Here is a 20528-nt window from a genome sequence, read left to right as displayed (position 1 = left end):
CGCAGGACAGGTGGGGCAGGTGGGGCACCCCCGTCGTCCGGTCCCGTCCGTCCGGCCCTGTCCAGTCCCCCCGTCCAGTCCCGCCCGCCGTGTCCCGTCCGCTCGGTCCGTTCGCTCAGTCCCGTTTGCAGATCCGGTCCAGGAGATTGGCCGTGGCGCGCTGGATACGGGGATCCACGTGACCGGGGCGGTCCAGTGCCGGGGACCAGGCGAACGTGCCGGAGGCGAAGACGAGCGCGCCGGACGGGGCCCGGTACAGGGAGGTCTCCTGGTGCCGGGTGACCCCTTCGCCGTCCTGGTACGGGGAGTGGGCGAGCAGGATGCGGTTGTCGTGGTCGGGGAGCGCGGTGCGCGGGAAGTAGCGGTCGGCCTCGCCCGCGACCAGACCGTCGACCTCGTCCCCCTCCCGGGCGCCCGTCGCCTCCCACAGCCAGTGCTCGGCGTTCCGTACGACGAGGGGGTGGGGGTCGGGCACCCGGCCCGCGTACTGGATGCCGAGGAGATGCTGCTCGGGCCGGTCGATCTCGCGCCAGAGCGCGGGTCTTCCCGGCCCCTGGCGCTTGCGGCAGGTGAGCAGCCGGTCCGGGACGCCGGACGGGGACGGGGAGAGGCAGACCTGCCAGTACATGGTGTTGGCGGAGAGGAAGACGAGCGAGGTACCGCCGTCGCGGGCGTCCTCGACGGTACGGCGCATGGGCACCGACCAGTACTCGTCGTGGCCGGGGAAGACCAGCCCCCGGTAACGGCTCGGGTCGACCCGGCCCGCGTGCAGGTCGCGGGTGTCGGCGTACGCGACGTCGTAGCCGTACCGCTCGGCCCAGCGGATGAAGTCGTAGGCGTGCCCGACGTGGAGCGGCAGGCCCGCACCCGCGTAGGGACGGTCGAAGGAGACGGTGACGGCGGCGTCCTCCTCTCCCAGGAGACGGCCCTGCTCGTCCCACGCGTGGTACAGGCTGGCGCCGGTGCGGCCGTCCTCCGGGTAGAGGTTGTACGCCTGCCAGGTGACGTCCGGGAGAACCAGCAGCAGATCGGCCGGACGGTCGTCGCGGATCGTGAACGGGATGTGGGAACGGTGTCCGTCGGCCGTGGTGAGCACGGCGACGTACGCGCCGATCGACCAGTACGTGGGGATCTGCAGCCGCCACGACTGCCACCAGTGGTGGCAGGAGACCGTGCGATCGGCGATGAGCGGCGCGGGCTGGACGATGCCGGAGAGCCGGGGGCTCGTGGTGATCTTGGCGGCGCCGTCGCCGCCGTAGTGGCCGATGCGGTAGATGTCCACGGAGAACTGCTGGGGCGGGTCCACGGTGATGTGGAAGTCGATCGCCTCGCCGGGGGCGGCGGCGCCCGTGGAGACGAAACCCTTGATCTGGCGGTGCACGTCGTCGGCCGTGCGCGTGCCGCCGTCGGAGGAGCGGGTCAGGGTGGGGTCCGCGTACCAGGGGACCATGTGCCCGGTGTCGTCGAAGTAGTTCTCACTGTCGCGCAGCCAGGGCAGGGGCCCCTGGCCGAAAGGATCGGAGACGGCGTGCGCCAGGGCACCCGACTCCCATCGACGAATCTGCTCCGCCCCCATACCGCTTCCCTCCCTCGGTCCCCCGCGACAACAGTGGGACTTTCGATGGCCGACCGTCGCCGTACCGTCCGGCGACCACCGCCGACGGCCTCCGTCGATGACCGCCGCCCGCCGGCCGCTGCCGACGCCTCCGCCGCTGGGCGCCGCCGACGGGCGCCCGACCGCCGGCCCGTGACCGTTGGCCCACGCACCGACCGCCGTTCGCCGTTCGCTGTCCGTCGTCCGCCGGTGATCGTCAACCTTGATCGCTTTCGGCCGTGCGTCATCGACGCACCAACAGTGACGCGCCGATGTCAGCGTCGATCCACAGCACATCACATAACGCATGCACTCCATCACCGTTCGTCGCGAATTGACGTGAACGGAACGTTCCCTTCCGAATATCGAGCCATCGACACACCCGGGCACGATGCTTCCGATGCCGCTGATGTCTCTGCGCCGGGTGGTGATGCGGTGAAACCGCCCAGCACAGAGGCCCGTGGTAGGGGCGGGGCCTCGGCGCACGGTCCCACCGAAGCCGCAGGTCCACCGGGCTCGGGCAGCCGGACAGTCACTCGACGCTCAAAAGTTCGGACGGCTCGGCTTCGGCGACGAATCGACTTGAGGACGAGTCCGCTCGGGGACGAGTCCACTCGGGGACGAGTCCACTCAGACGAGACGGACGGGCTTGTCGGTCCGCACACCGACCGAGGCGAGCCAGGAACGCAGTGGTCCCGCGTCCCCGTCCTCGACCAGGCTGAGGACCGGCCCGCCCAGGTCCGCCCGGCGCTCGCCGTCGACCAGCAGGGCCGGGCCGTCGAGCCAGTCGAGGCCCGGGGTCGCGCCGGCCGTGTCGACAGCCGCGCAGCAGACCATCGCCGCGACGTGGTCGGCGAGCAGCTCCGTACCCGTCCGGTGCGGCAGGAGCGGGAAGATCGGGAGGGGTACGGGCCCCCAGAACCCCAGGACGTCCCCGCCCACGTCGAGGGCGCCATGGGTGCCCTGCGCCGTCGGCGCGCCCTCGGGCGAAGAGCGGCGGCGGGCGGCTGCCGCCTCACGGGCCACCGCGGCGCTGATGCCCGCCGCGAGCGCCTCCCCGTCGTCGCCCCGTCCCGCCAGATACTCGACGACACGAGCCAGCGTGGGCACCCCCGCGTCGGCGGGGAGAGCGGCCCGGCCGGGAGCGGAACCGGGCACGTGGACCGCGACCGGGGCGCAGTCGGGGGCCGGGACGTTCTCGGGCTGGTGGGCGGGCGCGGACGCCGTGCGCGTCGAGTCGAGGGCGTCGAGGACACGGTGCAGACGGGCCGCTTCGATGCGCCACTTCCGGTCGACCACCTCTTCCGGGTACTGCTGCCAGTCGACCGGCGACCAGCCGGGGCCGGACTCTGCCGGGCCGCCGTGGAACAGCCGGGCCGCCAGCAGGGACGTGGCCTCGTCGGCCGCGCCCGGCTCCTCCAGGAGGTCGCAGGCGGGGCGCTCACCGAGCCGTGAGGCGAAGTCGTCGGCGAGCCGGTCGCGCCGGGACAGCTCGGTGAGGGCGGACACCACCCCGGCGTCCAGCCCGGAGGGCCAGCGGCCCATCTCCCACGCCGGCAGCGCGACCCGCGTGAGCAACCGGTCCCAGCCCGCGTAGGCGAGGCCGACCTGCTCCTGGGCGACGATCCGCAGGCCGTAGTCCACACCCTGTGCACGGACGGACGCGGCGGCGGCGACGCCCCGTTCCATCTCCGCGGCGTGGCCGCGACAGCTGCGCAGCAGCAGCCGTGCGATCCAGCCGACGAAGACCCGGGGCGCCCTCCGCACCGTGGACAGCGGCCCGGGCACCGGTACGGCGGCATCCGCGACCACCCCGTCGAGCCCTCTGACGAACCGGCGCGCCGCCGCTATGTCGGGGTGCGCCGAGGGGCCCGTGCCCGCAACGACCGGGGCGAGCACCGCCCGCAGCTCCGCGATCCTCATCCACCACAGGAACGGCGAGCCGATGACCAGCACGGGGGCCGTCCGGGCCCGGCGAGCCCGGGACGCGGGGCGGTCACGGCCGTCGTCGGACCGCGTCCCGGAATGCCCCCTCCGGATCGCGGACTGCCCCTTCCCGGGCGCGGAACGCCCCTCCCGATCCGCGTCGGGGCGGGACGGGGGCTGTGCCGAGGGGTGGGTGCGGTCCTCCAGCCAGCTGTCGCAGTCGGGGGTGAGAGCTATCGCCGAGGGCGCGGGAACCCCCAGCCGGTCGGCGAGTTCCCTGACCAGGCGGTAGAGGTCGGGGGCAGCCTCCTCGGCGAGCGGCACGGTCGGGCTGACCGCCGGCCTCGCCCGTACGACCGCGACGGCGACCCCCGCGGCGACCAGCAGCACGACGACCGCGCCGGCGGTGACGGTCCAACGGGCCACGTCCCATCCGCTGCCGACGGCATGGCCCTGCGCGCCCGCGACGAGCAGCACGACGGCCACGGCGGCCGGAAGGATGGCTGCCGCGGTGGCTCTGTTGCGGATGCGCAGCAGAGCGAGAGCCCGGGCCCGCGCACTCTGCGCACCCGGCTCCTCACTTGCACCGATACCGGACACGGCCGGACGTCACCCCCTCTGCCCCCGCAGCGGTGTTGGTCACTCCCCCACTGTGGCACCCGTCACTGACATCGCAATGTCAGTGGGCCAAGTGCCGGAACGCCTGCGCCGCACCCTAGTTGGGGTGTCGTCAGGCGTCAGCCGTATGGCTCAGCCGTCACTCGATGGAATGGCTTTGGGCAAAGGTGCTAGCGGACTGCCAGCTTTGGCAGTGATGCGCCAGTGGCCGAAAAGAGAGGGCTGCGACGCGGTCGGACCGGAGCCGGCGGTCGGAGACGCCGGAACGGACGACGGTCGGGGACGAAGGGAACGGAGACGAGGGGAACGGGGGCGGGGGCGGGAGGCCAGAGCCGAAGGAAGAGGACACGGGCGGAGGCCGAGGGCCGAGACCGGGAATCGGATGCGGGCGAGCCGGTGTGCCGGTACGGGCACCGATGCACGGGCGCCGACGCGCGGGCAGTGCCCGTACCGACCGCACGGGCGGCCGTACCGACCGCGCATCGGCGGCCCGTGCGGGGTCCTCGGTGGCCGTCCGAGCCTCTGGTGCCCGTACGGGCCTCCGGTGACCTGCACGGGCCCCGGCAACAGCCGCCCCGGGCCTCCGTCGGCCCCGGGCGCCCCGGCTCAGGCCTCTGCGGCCTTCCGGGCGATGTCCGTACGGAACTGCGCGCCGTCGAGCCGGATCCGGGCCACCGCCGCGTAAGCGCGCTCACGGGCGGCCGCGAGGTCCTTGCCGGTCGCCGTCACGGACAGCACCCGGCCGCCTGCGCTGACGATCGCGTCGCCGTCCCGCCGGGTACCGGCGTGCAGGACGTACGCGTCCGGGGCATCCTGCGCCGCCACGTCTTCGAGCCCTTCGATCGGGTCCCCCGTGCGCGGCGTGCCCGGGTAGTTGTGCGAGGCGATGACGACGGTGACGGCGGCGTCGTCGCGCCAGTTGAGCGGCGGCAGTTCGTCGAGGGTGCCGTTGGCGGCGGCCAGCAGCACGGCGGCCAGCGGAGTCTTCAGGCGGGCCAGGACCACCTGGGTCTCGGGGTCGCCGAAGCGGGCGTTGAACTCGATCACGCGCACGCCGCGCGAGGTGATCGCGAGGCCCGCGTACAGCAGTCCGGAGAACGGGGTGCCACGGCGGCGGAGCTCGTCGACGGTCGGCTGGAGCACCGACTCCACGACCTCGTCGACCAGCTTGGGGTCGGCCCAGGGGAGCGGGGAGTACGCGCCCATGCCGCCGGTGTTCGGACCCTCGTCGCCGTCCAGAGCGCGCTTGAAGTCCTGCGCGGGGCGGAGCGGCAGCACGGTGGTGCCGTCCGTGATCGCGAACAGGCTGACCTCGGGGCCGTCGAGGAACTCCTCGACGACGACGCGGTCACAGGCCACGGCGTGGGCGCGGGCCGCCTCGATGTCCTCGGTGACGACGACGCCCTTGCCGGCGGCGAGACCGTCGTCCTTGACGACGTACGGAGCGCCGAAGGCATCGAGGGCGGCGTCGATCTCGGCGGGGTTGGTGCAGACGTAGCTGCGTGCCGTCGGCACGCCCGCCGAGGCCATCACGTCCTTGGCGAACGCCTTGGAGCCCTCCAGCCGGGCCGCCTCGCCGGAGGGGCCGAAGCAGGGAATGGCCGCGGCGCGCACGGCGTCGGCGACACCGGCGACGAGCGGCGCCTCCGGGCCGACGACCACCAGATCGGCGCCCAGGTCAGTGGCGAGACGCGCGACGGCGTCACCGTCGAGGATGTCGACCGGGTGGAGTTCGGCCACCTCCGCGATACCGGCGTTGCCGGGAGCGCAGTACAGAGCGGTGACGTCGGAGTCGAGGGAGAGAGAGCGGCACAGGGCGTGTTCGCGGGCGCCGCCGCCGATGACGAGGACCTTCACGGAATGCAGCCTAGCCGCCGGGGCACGGCGGCCTTGACGGGCGCCGCTCCGTGGACACACCGGGGGACGCGGCGCGAAGCGGGCCGCCCGCGCACTCCCCTGCTCGCCCGCGAGCTTCCCCCTGGGTTCACCCGCGCGCTGTTCCTGCGCTCGCACACGCTCGGATTCCGCGCTCGCACAGGCGCTGCCCCTGCGCTCGCACACGCTCGGATTCCGCGCTCGCTCGCGAGTTTCTCCGTTCGCCTCCTACTCGTTTCGTCTCCTACTCGTTCGTGAACTCCTCCAGGACCGTGGCGCCCAGCTCACGGACGATCAACTCGTGCCCGGAGAGCGCCGAGTCGACCAGGTCGGGATCGTCGGCCTCGGGGATGTCGTCCTCGGGAGCGACCGGCTGCGGGGGCTCGGGCGCGGCAGAGGACTGCTGCGAGGAGTAGGACGCCGGGGCGGGTTCCGCCGCCGGGGACGCGCTCGGCTGCGGGGCCGGGGCGGAGGCGGAAGCGGGCCGGGACTCGTACTGCTGCTGGGGCGGGGGCGGTGAGGCGGGGCGCTGGGAGACGGGCGGTGCGGCGTAGGACCGGCCGCCGCCGGACTGCGGCGGTGCGCCCGCACCGCCCGAGGGGTCGACGATCGCCTCGATCTTCCACTGCGCGTTGAACCGCTCGGCGAGGGCCTGCTTCAGCACGTCCTCGCTGCCGCTGCTCGCGAAGTTGTCGCGTGCGCCCGCGTTCAGGAAGCCGAGTTGCAAAGTGGCGCCGTCGAAGCCTGTGACCTGTGCGTTCTGGCTGAGCAGGATCCAGGTGAACCGGCGGCGGTTCTTCACCGCTTCCAGGATGTCCGGCCACATGTTCCGCACCTGGCCCGCACCCTGCGCCATTCCCGGGCTCGGCTCGGCGGCGGGCGCCGCTGCGGCGGGGGCGGCCGGGGCGGGCGCGACCGGGTCGGGCGCGGCCTGTGGCGGCTGCGACCGGCCGGGGGCCGCGGCGGTCGGCCAGCCGCCAGGACGGCGGCCGGATTCCGGCGCGGCGGCGGTGGGCCAGGCCCCGGGACGCTGACCGCCCGCCGGCGCCCCGGCCCCGGTCGGCGGGGCGGCCGGAGGCTGCTGCGGGGCGGCGGGCTGCACGGGCGCCGAAGGCGTCTCGGCGGGTACGGACGGCACCGCGGGCGCGGCAGCGGGCACGGGTGCCGAGGGCGGGGGCGCTTCTCCCCGTACGGCGGCGCGGGCGGCGGCGGGACCGCCGCCCGGCTGGACGGCCGGCGCGACGGGAGCGGGGGCATGGGCCAGGGCTTCCGGTCCCGGCACGTACCCCATGGCGGGCCCCGGCCCGGCGGTCGCGAAGGACGCGCCGCGCTCCAGCCGGTCCAGGCGGGCCTGCAGCGAACGCTCGTCGTCGAAGGCGGCAGGCAACAGCACTCGGGCGCAGATCAGCTCGACCTGGAGGCGCGGCGAGGTCGCCCCGCGCATCTCCGTCAGCCCCTCGTTGACCAGGTCGGCCGCACGACTCAGCTCGGCCGCGCCGAAGACGGACGCCTGGGCCTGCATCCGCTCGACGACATCGGCGGGCGCGTCGATCAGCCCCTTCTCCCCCGCGTCCGGCACGGCGGCGAGGATCACCAGGTCGCGCAGCCGCTCCAGGAGGTCGGCGACGAAGCGGCGCGGATCGTTGCCGCCCTCGATCACCCGGTCCACGGCCTCGAACGCCGCGGCCCCGTCGCCCGCCGCGAAGGCGTCCACGATGGAGTCGAGCAGCGAGCCGTCCGTATAACCGAGCAGCGACGTCGCCATGGCGTACGTCACACCGTCCTCGCCCGCACCGGCCAGCAACTGGTCCATCACCGACATCGAGTCACGCACCGACCCGGCCCCGGCCCTCACGACGAGCGGCAGCACGCCGTCCTCGACGGGGATGTCCTCCCTGCCGCAGACCTCCGCGAGGTAGTCGCGCAGGGTGCCCGGCGGAACCAGCCGGAACGGATAGTGGTGCGTACGCGACCGGATGGTGCCGATGACCTTCTCGGGCTCGGTGGTCGCGAAGATGAACTTGAGGTGCTCCGGCGGCTCCTCGACCACCTTCAGCAGGGCGTTGAACCCCGCCGAGGTGACCATGTGCGCCTCGTCGATGATGTAGATCTTGTAACGACTCGACGCGGGCCCGAAGAACGCCTTCTCCCGCAGATCACGGGCGTCGTCCACGCCACCGTGCGACGCGGCGTCGATCTCGATCACGTCGATCGACCCCGGCCCGTTGCGCGCGAGGTCCCGGCAGGACTGGCACTCCCCGCACGGCGTGGGCGTCGGCCCCTGCTCGCAGTTCAGACAGCGGGCCAGGATGCGCGCACTGGTCGTCTTCCCGCAGCCGCGCGGACCGCTGAACAGGTACGCGTGATTGACCCGGTTGTTCCGCAGGGCCTGCTGCAGCGGGTCAGTGACATGCTCCTGACCGATGACCTCGGCGAACGACTCGGGGCGATAGCGGCGGTACAGCGCAAGGGACGACACACATACGAGGTTATCCGGGCGCACCGACAACCGGCCCCGCCCCGGCGCCCACACCCCCACGAGGCCTCACAGGGTCGGCACTGGCCCCGGAGGGAAACACAAGGGCCCCCCACGCACCCGCCAGAGCCGACCTACCCTTGCTGCCTTCCGGCCCTGGGGGAGTTCAGTCAGATAGCGCCACGTGAGGGGCTGACGCCCACCTTAGCCGATCCCCACCCCTCCCGGTCCACCTCCCCGCCCCCTCCCCTGTTCCGTCTCCCTCGCCCGTGCCCCGTTCCCCTTCACCCGCCGCCTCGGCCGCAGCCCACTCGACCTCGCCTCCGGTCCGCTTCGGTCCTCCCCGAGCCGTTCGAAGCCTCTTCGGTCCGCTCCGAACGGCCCCGAACGGATCTCGAGGGGGAAGGGGTTCGCGAGCACTCCCCAACGTCTTGTATTGTTTGCGGCGGAGGATTCGCCTAGTGGCCTAGGGCGCACGCTTGGAAAGCGTGTTGGGGGCAACCCCTCACGAGTTCGAATCTCGTATCCTCCGCCATTGCTCTCACCGGGCAATACGTCGAAGGCCCCCGCTGCGAGCAGCGGGGGCCTTCGACGTTCCGTGGTTGCAGTTTTGGTTGCAGTTGTCGCCGCAGGCCGCCGTCGCCTACCGACCGTTCAAGAGCCCACCGCTTGCGGTGGGGCCCTTCGACGTTCGTAGTCGTGGGTGGCTTCGAACCGTTTGCGGCCCGGCCAGCATTGCCTGTCCGGGCCTTTGGCGTTCTGCTCGCCGTCCGGTCAGGTACCGAAGGCCGCGCTCAGCACCCCGAGGCACAAGACCATGCAGCCGGCGAACGCCGTGCCGGCTACGAAGACAGCCTCGGATTGTCCTGTCCCTGAGCCCCTTTTCAGCATGAAGGCCAGCAGGGCGACAACCACGGAAGCCAGTGCAGCCACGAGTAGCCAGGCGATTCGCGTCGCAGCGGGCAGGTCACTCACCGGCGTTTCCCTTCGAGGTGTGGTGATCGGTTCCGAGGGAAGAGAGCTCCGCCGCCATCGCGTCAGGTGCGGGCGTCTGTTCATCGGACGAGAGAGCACCCCCCATCAGCAGGGTCGCGAGTTCGCCGTGCGCGCGTTCCGCCGCCGCCACTACCTGGTGGTGGGCCCCGATCTGGCTGTCGAGTGCGCACAGGAGATCACCAATGCGGCGCTGCTCCTCGATGGGTGGCAGCAGTACGGGAAGCTGCTGCATCGCCTTCGTCTTGATCGAGGCGACAGTGGTCATCTCGGCTCGGTCCTTGATCCATGCCTGTACCTCCGGAAGGGACAGGAAGGCGAGAACGAAGCGCGAGTCCGTACCAGGCTCGAAGGCGTGCAGGCGGAGAAGATTGCCGATGTACAGGCAGCCGGCTTCTGCCGCTCCTACTACCGCCGAGGGTCCGACCGTCCCCGTACGCGTGCACAGGATGTCGCCCTCGCTCAACAGGAACCGCTCCAGTCGTCGCGCATCCCGATCCGAGACCCTGCTCTCCTCGATGGCGGAGATGCGTCGATTACGCAGATGCTTGGGAAGTACAACGGGAACCTCCCCACCGCGGGAGAACATCTTCGGGTTCAACAAGGAGGGGGAAGGGCCGGCCTGGACCTTGCACAGATCGCCCAGGAGCCGTCTCGGCCAACCATGCGAGGGGCGTTGACGGATATGGCCGAACGCCGTGCCCTGCCCCCAGAGGGACTGCGTCGTCGAATCGAGGAACGACGCGCTGCCCTGAGCCCCGAGAAGCTCCTCGCGGGATGCGGCCACATCTGCGGGCGTCGCCACTGCGTGCGTTCCGACGCTGACGTAGTCAACAGGGCTGAGGGAATGGCCCCTTTTCTTGATCTCCTGCACGGAGACGGACCTTCCCAGCACCCGCACGTCGTCAGGCAACGTGGTCCCCTCGCGCAGCGAGCGATGGACCTGCCGCAGGAGCCGTACGTCGTCGGGCTGCAATTCCCGACGAGTCCGGGAGGCCATCTCCCCCGCACGGCGAGCGTTGATGAAGTGCACTTCGGTACGCGTCGACGGCGTCGTCAGGAACCAGATGCAAGCCGAGACGGTAGTGCCCGCGAAGAGGTGTGATGGGAGGGCGACGATACATTCGACCACCCCGTCCTCGACCATGGCCTGGCGGATCGCCCGCTCTTTCGGCTGGTCGGACACGGCAGCGTTGTCGGCCATGATGACGCCAGCGCGCCCGCCGGGCCTGAGCATGGAAAGTACGTGCTGAAGCCAGGCGAAATTGTCGTTGGACGGCGGCGGGGTCCCGTATCGCCAGCTGATGGAACCGGTCTTCCCGGATTCGGCATTGAACGGCGGATTGGTCAGAATGAAATCCGCCCCGGCCCGGTGGTCTCGGGCTGTGGTGAGCCACGGGGCCTCGACCTTGGCGTTCAGCTGCGGGACGACACCGTGGATCATCAGGTTCATGGCGGTCATACGCAGCATGCTGTCGTTCGGGGCCTCGGCCCGAACGACAGGAGGTGAGGCATCGCCACTTGCCACCACCGCCGCCGCGAGCAGCTCGCCCCCTCTCGGGTAGGGGTCGTTGATCCGGCGTACCGAACCCTCCGTCACGGAGATCCCGCTCAACAGGTCCACCACTCCCCTGGGTGTGAACGCCTCCCGGCTGCCCAGAGCCACGTCTTCCGCGAACGCGTCGAGCAAGTCTCGGAAGGCCCCCCGATCGAGCCCGTCGACCAGACTCAGCATCTGTGCCGCATCCGCGTCCCGCTCGGGTGCCAACCGGCGCAGCGCGGCTTTCATCGCGGGGACCACGCCATGCTTCCGGAGCAGTTCGTCCGCCTCCTCTCCCGCTTTCTGCAGGAAACGTCTGAGTTCCAACGGTGGACGGGACGAGGCCAGCCGCTCCAGGGCCGTGTACCTCTCGGGGCCCGCCCATTTCAGGAAGGTCAGGCAGAGCGGCAGGGGTAGATAGCCTGCCGGGGAGCGAGCCCCCCATCGCCGCATCATCGACAGCTCCAACAGTTCGGCCAGCGACTCGCGAGACAGGGACCGGGCGCGCTCGCTGCCCGAATCGAGGGACGTGCACGGTGCCTCGCCGCTCGACGAAGATGCCTGACCTCGCTTCAGCGAGGCGCGGATTCGATCACCGTACGTAACCATTTCGGGTTCCGATACGCGGCGATCCCTGTTTGGTACCTGGCGGGTGTCCAGCCATCGGATGATGTCAGTGAGTCGAAAGAACTCCGCCTCTCCGGCTCGGAGCGCCTCGGGGAAGGCGGCGTGGCGCCGCTCCCAGTTCGTGACCGCCGAACGCCTGACCCCGGCCAGTGCAGCGATCTCGGCTCGCGAAACAAGTCGTCCTTCTCTGCTCTGCTCACTCGTCATGTCCCACCTTCACTGCGTCCTCGGGAAGTGCGATGGGGCGACCGTATGGCTCATGCCGAAGGGGGACAAGTGCGCACTGCAGTGCGCAGACCCCTCTCTTCTATGTCATCAGCATCCAGCAGACGGAGGCCACACTCCTACACGGCCTTCAGCTGCTATTTCCTCTGATGCGCACCGTCGATACATGTGCGAAGGGCTCAAGGATCCCCGCTCTTCTGTGAACATGTGCACAACGAAAAGCCCAGCGCCACGTACATCAATGGGGATATACTTGATGTCCGCATTGATATCAACGGAGGTGAACGATGAGCCGCACCGTCATCGATCTCGACGACGAACTACTCGCCGACGTGGCCCGGGCCCTTGGTACCAGCACCAAGAAGGAGACGGTCAACACGGCCTTGCGTGAGGTCCTTGAGAATCGTCGGCGCGCGCTCGCGCTTACCCGGCTGCGCGCCACCGCCGCAGAGGGTGCCTTCGATCTGGATCTCTTCGAGGACAAGAGGAACTACCGACGGTGAGCGCGGCACAGTTCCTGATCGACACGAGCGCACTTGCGAGACTCCTGCACGGCGACGCCGAGCAGTACGGGTGGGATCAGGCGGCTGCGGCCGGCCTCATCGCAACCTGCCCGATCACCGAGCTGGAGTTCTTCTACAGCGCCCGCTCCGCCAGGGATCGCGAACGCGCCATCGAGGACATGCGCATGCTGTTCGGCTGGGTGCCCGTCGATGACCGCGCCTACGACCGAGCTTGGCAGGTACAGGAACTACTGACCAAGCGCGGGCAGCACCGCAGTGCGGGCGCAGTGGATCTCGTCGTTGCCGCCACCGCCGAACTGCAGGGCCTGACCCTCCTGCACCGCGACCACGACTTCGACTGCATCGCGTCTGTCACCGGTCAAGCCATGCAGTGGTACGGCCCTGAGCCAGGTAAGTGACCGTACGACTGGTCTCAGTTCTGGTCTCATTCATCCTGGTCCAGCACCGTCCATGAGCCATCCGGTGCCCCGCCTCGCTCAAGGTCAGAACATCCTCGCCCCGCACCGAACCCCGAGACGAGGACTTGGAAAGCGTGTTGGGGGCAACCCCTCACGAGTTCGAATCTCGTATCCTCCGCCGGTCCAGAGGGCCGGACCGCTTCGGCGGCCCGGCCCTCTGGCGTTTCTTCCCGGGGTCAGGGTCCCGGACGGGTGGCGAAAATCCAGCGGTTGGCGGCCGGGGCGTCCTGCGTCTCGGGGCGTGGGCCGCGGCCGAGGCGGTGGGTGAAGTGGAACGGGGTACAGACCCCCGCGTGCCAGCAGGGCCCGGATCGAGTCCAGGCGCAGGTCGGCGGCGACGGTGACCCGTCGGGCCCGGGGTCCGGGGCACGGGCGTCCAGGCCGTCCAGTCCCCGGAGCGCGCTGTTTGAAGCCGAGGACCTCTTCCTGATCGACCTCGAAGACGGTGCAGCCGCGCGGCCATGGCAGGCGGTACGCACGGGGCCGTCCAGCCCGGCGCCGAGCAGGACCACCGACGCACGTCGGCATCGGTCCGCCGGAGCAGAAAGTCGTCGAACACCCAGGTCCGGAGCCTGAAGTAGCAACCCAGCCTTCCCCCTCAGCGGGTCGGCTTCGCCGCCCGTCACCTGGTCCGGGCGCAGCGGCCGGTCCACGCAGGCCGGGACGGCGCGGACGAAGTGCTCCGCGTACTCGTCCCGGGCCAGTGCGTCGGGCCGACAGGTCTCGACGGCCCTCGCCGCGGCGGCGAGGAGGGAGGAGCATCCGAAGCCTTCCGCCACGCCGTCGGCCTCTTCGTCGGTCACGGCCATGCCTGCTCCTCCTCGGGGTGCCGCGTCCACAGGTCGGCGCGGCCGTGCGGGATGACGCGGGCGCCGTAGACCCGGTGCGTGAACTGCAAGGCCTGTTCCGTCACGACCCACCGACCGATTCGGCCAGGGGCGCTCCCGTCAGGGCAGAGGGGGCGGCGGTTCCGGTTCCGGATACGGCCGGGCCAGGGACGGCGGTTCCGGGGCGGCCGTGCCGGGAGCGGTCGGGCTGGGGGAGGCCGGGGCGAGAAGTCGATTCCCGGCGGCGGGGCACCGGGTGCCCTGCCCGGTGCCCCGCTCCGCGCAGCCGGGCGTCGTCGGCCGCGCGGGGTGACTGTCCCCACGCGCGACGCATATACGGATGGGCGGGCTTACTGCCCAGAAAGGTGTAACTTGTTTTTTTTTAGGGTGAGTTGCGGATCTAGCGTGCAGCGCGGGCGTGGCCGGTCCCGGGGAAGTGGTGCTGCCCCGACGCTCTCCGTCGTTGGTGCCGGGGCGGCACACACGTCGGGCTGCCGTGCCGCGCCCTCCGTGGAATCATGGTTCCGCTGTCCCTGACCAGGCACTTCACCAAAGGAACCGGTATTCCGCATGTTTGACGCTCTGAAGAATCTCAAGGAGAAGGCCGAGGAGATCGCCGAGGAGCACGGCGACAAGATCTCCGACGGGCTCGAGAAGGCAGGCGACTTCATCGACGACAGGACCGGCGGCAAGCACAGCGACAAGATCGACACTGCCGTCGACAAGGCGCAGGACTTCGTCGAGAAGCTGGGCGAGAAGGGCGAGCACGGCGAGAAGAAGGCCTGACCGGGGATACGGGGGGGGGAGGACGGGCGGGCCTCGCGTCCTGCCGATGTGTCCTTCCGGCGACCAGTCCTCGTCGCCTCCTCACCACCCGATCCTCTCCTCCTCACCACCGAGCCCGTGTGCCGTGCGCGGCGGTGAGGAGGGGGCTCGCTACATCTCACCCCTTCCGGCCGCGAACCGCGCTCCCGCCTCTATGTCGTCATGACGTACGCGTACGTCATGGATGCCGAGCCCCCGCATGATGTCGGCGAGACGTACGACGTAGACGCGCCCTTCCTTGCACAACCGGCACGGGAACGCGCCCGTCCGGGCGCCCCGGTACGCGGTGGTCCGGCTCAGGCCGAGTGCCTTCGCCGCCGTTCGCAGATCCACGTGTGCGGGCAGGCCGAACACGACCCAGCAAGCGATGCGGGCGAAGACGTCACCGGCCGGTGTGACGGTCACTGCCATGTTTCTTCGTCGTCGCGTTCTTCTTCGTCGAGGCCGTTCCGGTGCGCGGTTTCCGGGCCGGTGTACGTGGGCGGCTGCGGGTCGGGGGCGGGAGGCACAAGCGGCTCCGCACCGGGGGCGGTGCGTGCCTGCGGGCCGTCCCACCAGCCGGACTCCACTCGTTCCGCTCGTTCCGCCTTCTCGGGACCGGCTCCGTCGTACCCGTTCGCGTGTGCCGTCGGGGCGTCCTCGGCGCGTGCCCGCGGTACCGGCCCGGCCGTCGGCACCCCGGTGGCCGACGCGCCCTCCTCGGCTCCCGCATGCGAACGCTCGCCCTCGGTGTCGCCCCGGGTGTCGTACCTGGTGCCATCGCCTGTACGGAGCAGGTCCTGGCGGATCCGGTCGGCGGCGTCCTTCCCACCCGCCTTCTCGCACATGCTGGCCAGGCGCAGCAGGAACGCGGTCCATTCGGCCCCGTACGGCTCCAGGCCCACCTCGTCCAGGATGGCGGACACGAGGTCGCCGAACGTCGCCTGCTGGGGTCGGATGGTCTCGAACGACTCCTCTTCCGGCGCCGCTTCGTCCCCCACCGGCTCAGGGTGGTCGAATCCGCCCGTAGACCGGTCGCGGACGGGGTCCTCGGACATGACGGGGTCCTCGGACGTGGTGAACAGATGGCGGAACTCTTTCGGAATCTCCCTGTCGTTGGCCGCGGCGGACAGGCATGTCAGAGGAGCGATCATCTCCACCGCGCGTTCGATCTGGTCCTCGTGGCGTGTCATCCACCAGACGACCGCGCTCCCGGGGCTCCGCAGTACGTCGCGCCCGAGATAGGCGCGGCGGTTGCGTTCGTGCTCGCGTCGGCTCTCCCAGGTGCTCTCGGACTTTCGCTGCTCATCGAGCGCGTCCAGGTGCTGCTGGTCCGTGTGGTTCAGCGTGAGCCGTACATCGGTGGCGAAGGCCGAGACGAGCCCCGCGTCATCGGTGACGGGAGAGCCGAGCGCGCCCTCCAGCCAGTGCTGGAGGTATTCGCAGCGGCTCGGCTGCTCGGCCGCCACGACGCCCCGTACGCGCTGCAGGACGGTGGCCACCGCAAGGCCGGCGGGATTGCCGTGCGACGCGGGGACGTACTCCGGGGTCGTCCGCCACCGGACCATGGCCGAGAACAGGAACGGGTAGTCCGCCTTCGCGCTCTCCACCGGGACCGACAACACGTCGGCCACCAGGTAGGGAGGCTCGACCGGAGGCAGCGGAGCGGTGTCCTCGTCCGGCTCCGGGCCCACGGAAAAGGCTCGCTCAGCAGCGCCCGGAGCGCTCGGCGTATCCGGCGTGCTCGGCGTTATCGTGCCGAGCAGCAGGACACCGGCCACGAGCGCCGGCAGGAGGAACCAGATCCAGACCGGCCAGGCGAGTGCGGCACCCACTCCCAGGACGCCGGCCACGACGGCCGCGAGCAACAGAAAAAGCAGGTGGCGGGGGTTCATTCCCTCTCCCTTGTCCCCTGCGCGCCGGGCTCCGAGCACATGTCCTCGATGCCCTGCACCAGGTCGATGTTCCGGCAGAATCGTTCGGAGATCCGTTGGCGGACGTCGCGTCGTGCCCGTGTCTCCAGTGATGCGTCGGCGTCGGGCCGCTCCGCCCAGTCGCACGCGGTCGTGTAGAGGTGGCTCAGCCACAGGGAACTCCCCGCCGCGGCGTCGACCATCGCCTTCAGTGCCCACTCCCCGACGCGACGCGAGGCGTGCCCGGTGAGCCAGCGCCGTACGGTCGGCTCCCAGACCGCCGCGGGCCTCGTGGACATGACCGCCCGCCAGGCCCGGGTGAACTCCTGCCGGGGCGGAGTGATCCGCAGGGCTACGGGGTCCAGCAGTTCCAGGAGGATGTCCGGACCGAGGCCGGAGCGAACGCCAGGGCTCGCCGACAACGCGGATCTCACGAGGCGTTCGGACAGCCGTCTGAACAGCCTCCTGCTGCCCCGGGCCAGTTCCAGCAGTGCCGCACGGGCGGCCTCGGCCTCCGGCCCCGTCTGCCGCTGCGCCAGGTGACGCAGTCTGACCACCGCCTGTTCGGGGTGGGTCACCGCGATCACCTGCCGGCAGACGTCCGTCAGCGCGGCGACGAGATCTGGGGCCAGCGAGGACTTCCTGGCCCAGGCCCAGTCGTACACGCGGCTGCGGAAGTACGAGCCGTACCGTTCGTGGATGAGGCCCAGTTCCAGGGCGGTCGTGGCCTCGGCGCGGAACGGCCCGGGTGCGGAGGGCCGCGTCCACCGCTCGACGAGTTCGCACAGGTCGTCGGGGCGGCCGGCGGCGAGTGCCCGCTCCGAGAACCTGGCGACCATGCGCGTGCGGTCCTCGGCCCCGAGTTCGGGGAGCTCCAGGCACCGCCCCACCCAGTCGCGGAAATCCGGCCGGGCATCGGGGAAGTTCTCCCAGAAGTGCCGTCGGACCGCGCCGCCGTAGGCGAGCCTGGCGAACCCGGCCCTTCCGTCGTCCCCGCGCTCGACGGACAACGCCTTCAGCCGTTCACCGAGGTCCGCCCGTCCCAGGCCGGGTGTGTCCTCCCGCTGGTACCTCAGCACGTCCAGCAGCCGTTCGGCGGCGCGGTGCACGGCGTCCGCCGACGCGCCTTCTGCCATGGCCGCGGCGAGCAGCAGGGAGCGTTCCGGGATGCTCCGGTGCTCCGTCAGCTGCTTGGCCACCTCGGCGGACCACTTGGTCGCGGCCTCCAGGGCCTTGTCCCGCCATTCCGCGAAGCTCGTGCCGTTGCGGTGGCTGTCCCGTGCCCGTGCGATCAGCCGGGCCAGGCGGGCGAGTTCGCTCATGGGCGCGGTGGCGAACATGCGCACGAGCCCGTCGGTCGCCAGCTCGTCCGGGCCGAAGGCCAGACCCTGTGCCCGCAGATGCCGACTGAACACGTAGCGCGCGGGCGGCCGTCCGAGGTGAACGACCAACGGGTACAGGTCCGGGTCGCGCATCCATTCCAGGCCGGCCGGGAGTACGGCGACCATACGGGCGCCGCTCCGCTCGACGCTCGACCTGTAGTGCATGAGGGTGCGTTCCGCGGCCGGATAGTTCTCGTCGGCTACATTGGACAGGTCCAGCAGGTAGTGGTCGTCGGGCAGCGTTTCGGGCGTCTCCTCGTCCGGGGACGGGGAGAGGGGCAGTTCCTCGATCGAGTCGCCGTCGACCGACACGTCCCTCAGGAGCATCGTCGCGGCTGTCCGTCTGCCGATCCCGGTAGGGCCGTCCAGCAGGACCACCGCTCCGGCCCTCCCCAGCGCGTCGGCGGCGCGGCCGTAGTGGCGCGGGGGAACGAAGCATCCGGTCAGGTAACGCTGGTGCTCCTGCGAGATGCGTAAGGGTGTGTTCCCTGCTCCGAGCCGCCTCTCGCCCGCGCGGCTCGCCCAGGTGATGTACTGGTCTCCACTGCCACTGTGTACTGGCCCTCGCGGCGCGCTGACGCGTATGTGGCCGTCGGCAGCCATCACTCCGTACCCGCCGACCGGCGGCCCCGGATCGATCGCCGTCGGCTCGCTCCACGGTTGTCGGCCCCATGGGCGATGTCGCGTCCGGCTCGGGAGAACCTCGGGTCCGGGTGGGGCTCGGGTGTCTGGAAGATGTGTCCGTTCCCGGTATGGACAGGCCCTTGTGGCTCGCTGATGAACGTCCCGGAAAAGTCACCGTTGAGGTTGCCGATGCCACCGCGCTGACGGTGGTTGATCACATCGGCACACACCCGGGCGGTCCCGTTCTCCTGGTCGTCACCGACTCGTTCGCCCTCTGCTCTCGCCGAAGCCCTCGGCGCGTATCCATTCCTCCGTGCCGCTTCGGCGAGTTCGGGAAGCAGGCCGATGAGGTCGTCGGCCAGCCGCGAGAGATCGGCGTCGGCGTTGCGGTGGTCGAAGCGGCGGTACTGGCAATCCGCGAGAACGCCGAGCTCCGGCGGGAGATCCGCGGCCCGGAGACGTTCCGTGCGGGCGACGAGGACGGGGATGACAACGGCTCCGGACACGAACGCCTCCAGAATCTCCCGGCGTGTCCAGTCGTCCGGGTTCTCCAGCGCGGCTGCGCCGCCGGCCGACCGCGCCTCCAGCCAGCGGGGGCCGACAACGGCCAGCAGCACGCGGCAGTGGCGGACAGCGGTGAGGATCTCCTGGGGATAACGGCTTCCCGGGCCAATGGACTTGCTCGCGCGGAAGACGTTCTCGTCGCCGAAGATCCGGGAGAGTTCCCGCTCGACGAGAGTGGCAGTGGCCTCCTCATCCTCGGTGCGATAGTTCACGAAGATCAGATGCATGGCGGAATCTCCTTCAGTGCGTTCACGCGGCGTCGACGAGTCCGGCGAAGTCGCACGCCGCTTCGCGCGCTCGGTGATGGTCCGGGCACCGGTAGCGGCACGCGGACTTCCGTACGCATGCTGCTTTCCCGTGCGCGTAGCGCCTCCGCGCGTGGTGTTTTCCGGCAGCGCGCGGACCAGGGCCGGCCGTTGCGGCACTCACGGTCGAAGATGTGAACGTCAGCGCTCGTACGCGCTTCAGTACGTGGCCTACGACGTGGTGGAAGGAAAACTCGCGCGGCGGGGGTCGGTCGGCGAAGCCGGACGGCACCTGCGTTCGTCGGCCCCGAAGCCCCGACGGGGCTCGTACGGGACGGATTGGCGTGGGCCTGGGAAGCCCTCCGGTCGAGCCCGCACGCATGCTCGCGTCTTGTGGCGGGCGGGACCGTACACATGGGTTTCAGGCGTTCGCAGGCGGTCTCGCGGGAACCCTCGGACTCGTCCGGGGCCATGTGGGACCGATGCCGCGGAACCCGTGGCAGGTACGGGTACGGCGCAGAGCACGGAACGGGATGCGTCGGCATTCCCGGTAGCCGAACCGGCCAGATCGGGAAGCCGGCTGGATCGGGGGATCAGGAACGCGGTCGGGGCCGAGCGCCGATGGCCGCCCGCCGGAAAATGTTCCCGGGGCGGGAAACGGGTCCGGGCATAAACAGTCCCCGGTAGTCCTTCTCGGTCTCGCGGGTTTCAACCGTCGTTGAGAACTCCGGGATCGAGCGGATCCGCCGGGGGCCTGGCCAGAGCCAACAAGTGAGTCACGCGTGTCGATGAACGTCTTCTCCGACGGTGCGGCTCACTCTGGTTTTCTGGTGTATTGACTATTTTCCTCCCGTTTCCGTCCGCGTCAAGGGGCTGCTCTACTTATTTGCGCCTCTCCGGCATTTCTGGGGCGGGATCGGGTGCGGCGGAACGATGCGTGCACGTGTGGGTGCGCAGCGCGGCCGGTGGGGGCGTTGACTCCATCGGGTCGCCATTGCTCGCGGAACCACGGCGGTCCTCCCAGGCTGAGGCGCGAGGGTACTACTCGGAAAGGCGGCCCCTTGATGAGGCTTGTCGTCGATCTCAACCGGTGCCAGGGCTACGCGCAGTGCGCCTTCCTCGCACCCGACGTCTTCGCCATGCACGGCGACGAGGCGCTGCTGTACAACCCGCATGCCGACGAGGCGCAGCGGGACCAGGTGCTGCGCGCCGCCACCGCGTGCCCGGTGCAGGCGATCCTGGTCGAGGACGGCCTCGGCGACGCGGCGCTCGAACAGGGCGGCGCGGGAGGGGGGAGGTCCGGTGTCCGGTGA

At 70.7% G+C, this 20528-nt stretch carries 14 protein-coding genes, 1 tRNA gene and 1 other RNA gene; 5 read left to right on the top strand and 11 right to left on the bottom strand.

Translation table 11 applies throughout. The features are described 5' to 3' along the window. Positions 1–115 precede the first annotated feature (115 nt). The 5 genes from AMK22_RS19270 to ffs all read right to left on the bottom strand — a co-directional run bounded on the left by AMK22_RS19270 (position 116) and on the right by ffs (position 8685). Positions 116–1576: a N,N-dimethylformamidase beta subunit family domain-containing protein gene (locus AMK22_RS19270; protein ID WP_073786626.1), complete on the bottom strand. Its 1461-nt coding sequence runs from the start codon at positions 1574–1576 to the stop codon at positions 116–118. 648 nt (positions 1577–2224) lie between these two features. Continuing rightward, positions 2225–4120: a hypothetical protein gene (locus AMK22_RS19265; RefSeq protein WP_073786624.1), complete on the bottom strand. Its 1896-nt coding sequence runs from the start codon at positions 4118–4120 to the stop codon at positions 2225–2227. Between the two features lie 624 nt (positions 4121–4744). Then, positions 4745–5995 (bottom strand): phosphoribosylamine--glycine ligase, encoded by a 1251-nt coding sequence (gene purD / locus AMK22_RS19260; protein ID WP_073786622.1) that lies wholly within the window; start codon positions 5993–5995, stop codon positions 4745–4747. 262 nt (positions 5996–6257) lie between these two features. Next, positions 6258–8492 carry a DNA polymerase III subunit gamma and tau gene (locus AMK22_RS19255; RefSeq protein WP_073786620.1) on the bottom strand — a complete coding sequence of 745 codons (2235 nt, stop codon included), beginning with the start codon at positions 8490–8492 and terminating at the stop codon, positions 6258–6260. A 98-nt stretch (positions 8493–8590) separates the two neighbouring features. Then, positions 8591–8685: signal recognition particle sRNA small type (ffs, locus tag AMK22_RS19250), an RNA gene on the bottom strand. Positions 8686–8936: 251 nt separating this feature from the next. On the opposite strand from ffs, the gene AMK22_RS19245 reads away from it, so the two are divergent. Continuing rightward, positions 8937–9024, top strand: a tRNA-Ser gene (locus AMK22_RS19245). 432 nt (positions 9025–9456) lie between these two features. Here the strand turns inward: AMK22_RS19245 and AMK22_RS19235 are convergent. After that, on the bottom strand, positions 9457–11856 hold the full coding sequence (locus AMK22_RS19235) for a type I restriction-modification system subunit M/S (RefSeq protein ID WP_079186269.1): 2400 nt from the start codon (positions 11854–11856) through the stop codon (positions 9457–9459). A 305-nt stretch (positions 11857–12161) separates the two neighbouring features. Here AMK22_RS19235 and AMK22_RS19230 point away from each other — a divergent pair, with 305 nt between their 5' ends. Beyond that, complete coding sequence (locus AMK22_RS19230) at positions 12162–12377, top strand: type II toxin-antitoxin system VapB family antitoxin (RefSeq protein ID WP_073786614.1); 216 nt, start codon at positions 12162–12164, stop codon at positions 12375–12377. Continuing rightward, positions 12374–12796: a PIN domain nuclease gene (locus tag AMK22_RS19225; RefSeq protein WP_073786612.1), complete on the top strand. Its 423-nt coding sequence runs from the start codon at positions 12374–12376 to the stop codon at positions 12794–12796. The genes AMK22_RS19230 and AMK22_RS19225 overlap by 4 nt, the downstream gene beginning before the upstream one ends. A gap of 84 nt (positions 12797–12880) precedes the next feature. Here the strand turns inward: AMK22_RS19225 and AMK22_RS42375 are convergent, their stop codons facing one another. Beyond that, on the bottom strand, positions 12881–13384 hold the full coding sequence (locus AMK22_RS42375) for a class I SAM-dependent methyltransferase (RefSeq protein ID WP_443333302.1): 504 nt from the start codon (positions 13382–13384) through the stop codon (positions 12881–12883). An 869-nt stretch (positions 13385–14253) separates the two neighbouring features. On the opposite strand from AMK22_RS42375, the gene AMK22_RS19215 reads away from it, so the two are divergent. Then, complete coding sequence (locus tag AMK22_RS19215) at positions 14254–14469, top strand: antitoxin (RefSeq protein ID WP_073786610.1); 216 nt, start codon at positions 14254–14256, stop codon at positions 14467–14469. A gap of 150 nt (positions 14470–14619) precedes the next feature. Here AMK22_RS19215 and AMK22_RS19210 read toward each other — a convergent pair whose 3' ends face one another. Genes AMK22_RS19210 through AMK22_RS19195 form a run of 4 tightly spaced genes read right to left on the bottom strand, consistent with a single transcriptional unit; the run spans position 14620 to position 19197 of the window. Continuing rightward, entirely contained in the window at positions 14620–14913 is a 294-nt protein-coding gene (locus tag AMK22_RS19210; RefSeq protein WP_242434045.1) for a helix-turn-helix transcriptional regulator, read from the bottom strand. Next, on the bottom strand, positions 14910–16382 hold the full coding sequence (locus AMK22_RS19205) for a hypothetical protein (protein WP_073786606.1): 1473 nt from the start codon (positions 16380–16382) through the stop codon (positions 14910–14912). The genes AMK22_RS19210 and AMK22_RS19205 overlap by 4 nt, the downstream gene beginning before the upstream one ends. Next, positions 16379–18385 carry a hypothetical protein gene (locus AMK22_RS19200; protein ID WP_143203587.1) on the bottom strand — a complete coding sequence of 669 codons (2007 nt, stop codon included), beginning with the start codon at positions 18383–18385 and terminating at the stop codon, positions 16379–16381. The genes AMK22_RS19205 and AMK22_RS19200 overlap by 4 nt, the downstream gene beginning before the upstream one ends. Continuing rightward, positions 18385–19197, bottom strand: coding sequence for a toll/interleukin-1 receptor domain-containing protein (locus AMK22_RS19195; protein WP_073786602.1), 813 nt, complete (start codon positions 19195–19197; stop codon positions 18385–18387). The genes AMK22_RS19200 and AMK22_RS19195 overlap by 1 nt, the downstream gene beginning before the upstream one ends. Positions 19198–20279: 1082 nt before the next feature. On the opposite strand from AMK22_RS19195, the gene AMK22_RS19190 reads away from it, so the two are divergent. Beyond that, a complete protein-coding gene (locus AMK22_RS19190; protein ID WP_073786600.1) occupies positions 20280–20528 on the top strand; it encodes a ferredoxin in 249 nt (82 codons plus the stop codon).

It is taken from the genome of Streptomyces sp. CB01580, assembly GCF_001905795.1.
Taxonomy (GTDB): Bacteria; Actinomycetota; Actinomycetes; order Streptomycetales; family Streptomycetaceae; genus Streptomyces.
This window is presented reverse-complemented; position numbering and strand designations above follow the sequence as displayed.

Excerpts from the sequence above, each read along its gene's own strand:
- AMK22_RS19205 (WP_073786606.1), bottom strand. The coding sequence starts at position 16,382 with ATGAACCCCCGCCACCTGCTTTTTCTGTTGCTCGCGGCCGTCGTGGCC.
- AMK22_RS19270 (WP_073786626.1), bottom strand. The coding sequence starts at position 1,576 with ATGGGGGCGGAGCAGATTCGTCGATGGGAGTCGGGTGCCCTGGCGCAC.
- AMK22_RS19230 (WP_073786614.1), top strand. The coding sequence starts at position 12,162 with ATGAGCCGCACCGTCATCGATCTCGACGACGAACTACTCGCCGACGTG.
- AMK22_RS19190 (WP_073786600.1), top strand. The coding sequence starts at position 20,280 with ATGAGGCTTGTCGTCGATCTCAACCGGTGCCAGGGCTACGCGCAGTGC.
- AMK22_RS42375 (WP_443333302.1), bottom strand. The coding sequence starts at position 13,384 with ATGCCGACGTGCGTCGGTGGTCCTGCTCGGCGCCGGGCTGGACGGCCC.
- AMK22_RS19195 (WP_073786602.1), bottom strand. The coding sequence starts at position 19,197 with ATGCATCTGATCTTCGTGAACTATCGCACCGAGGATGAGGAGGCCACT.
- AMK22_RS19235 (WP_079186269.1), bottom strand. The coding sequence starts at position 11,856 with ATGACGAGTGAGCAGAGCAGAGAAGGACGACTTGTTTCGCGAGCCGAG.
- AMK22_RS19200 (WP_143203587.1), bottom strand. The coding sequence starts at position 18,385 with ATGGCTGCCGACGGCCACATACGCGTCAGCGCGCCGCGAGGGCCAGTA.
- AMK22_RS19215 (WP_073786610.1), top strand. The coding sequence starts at position 14,254 with ATGTTTGACGCTCTGAAGAATCTCAAGGAGAAGGCCGAGGAGATCGCC.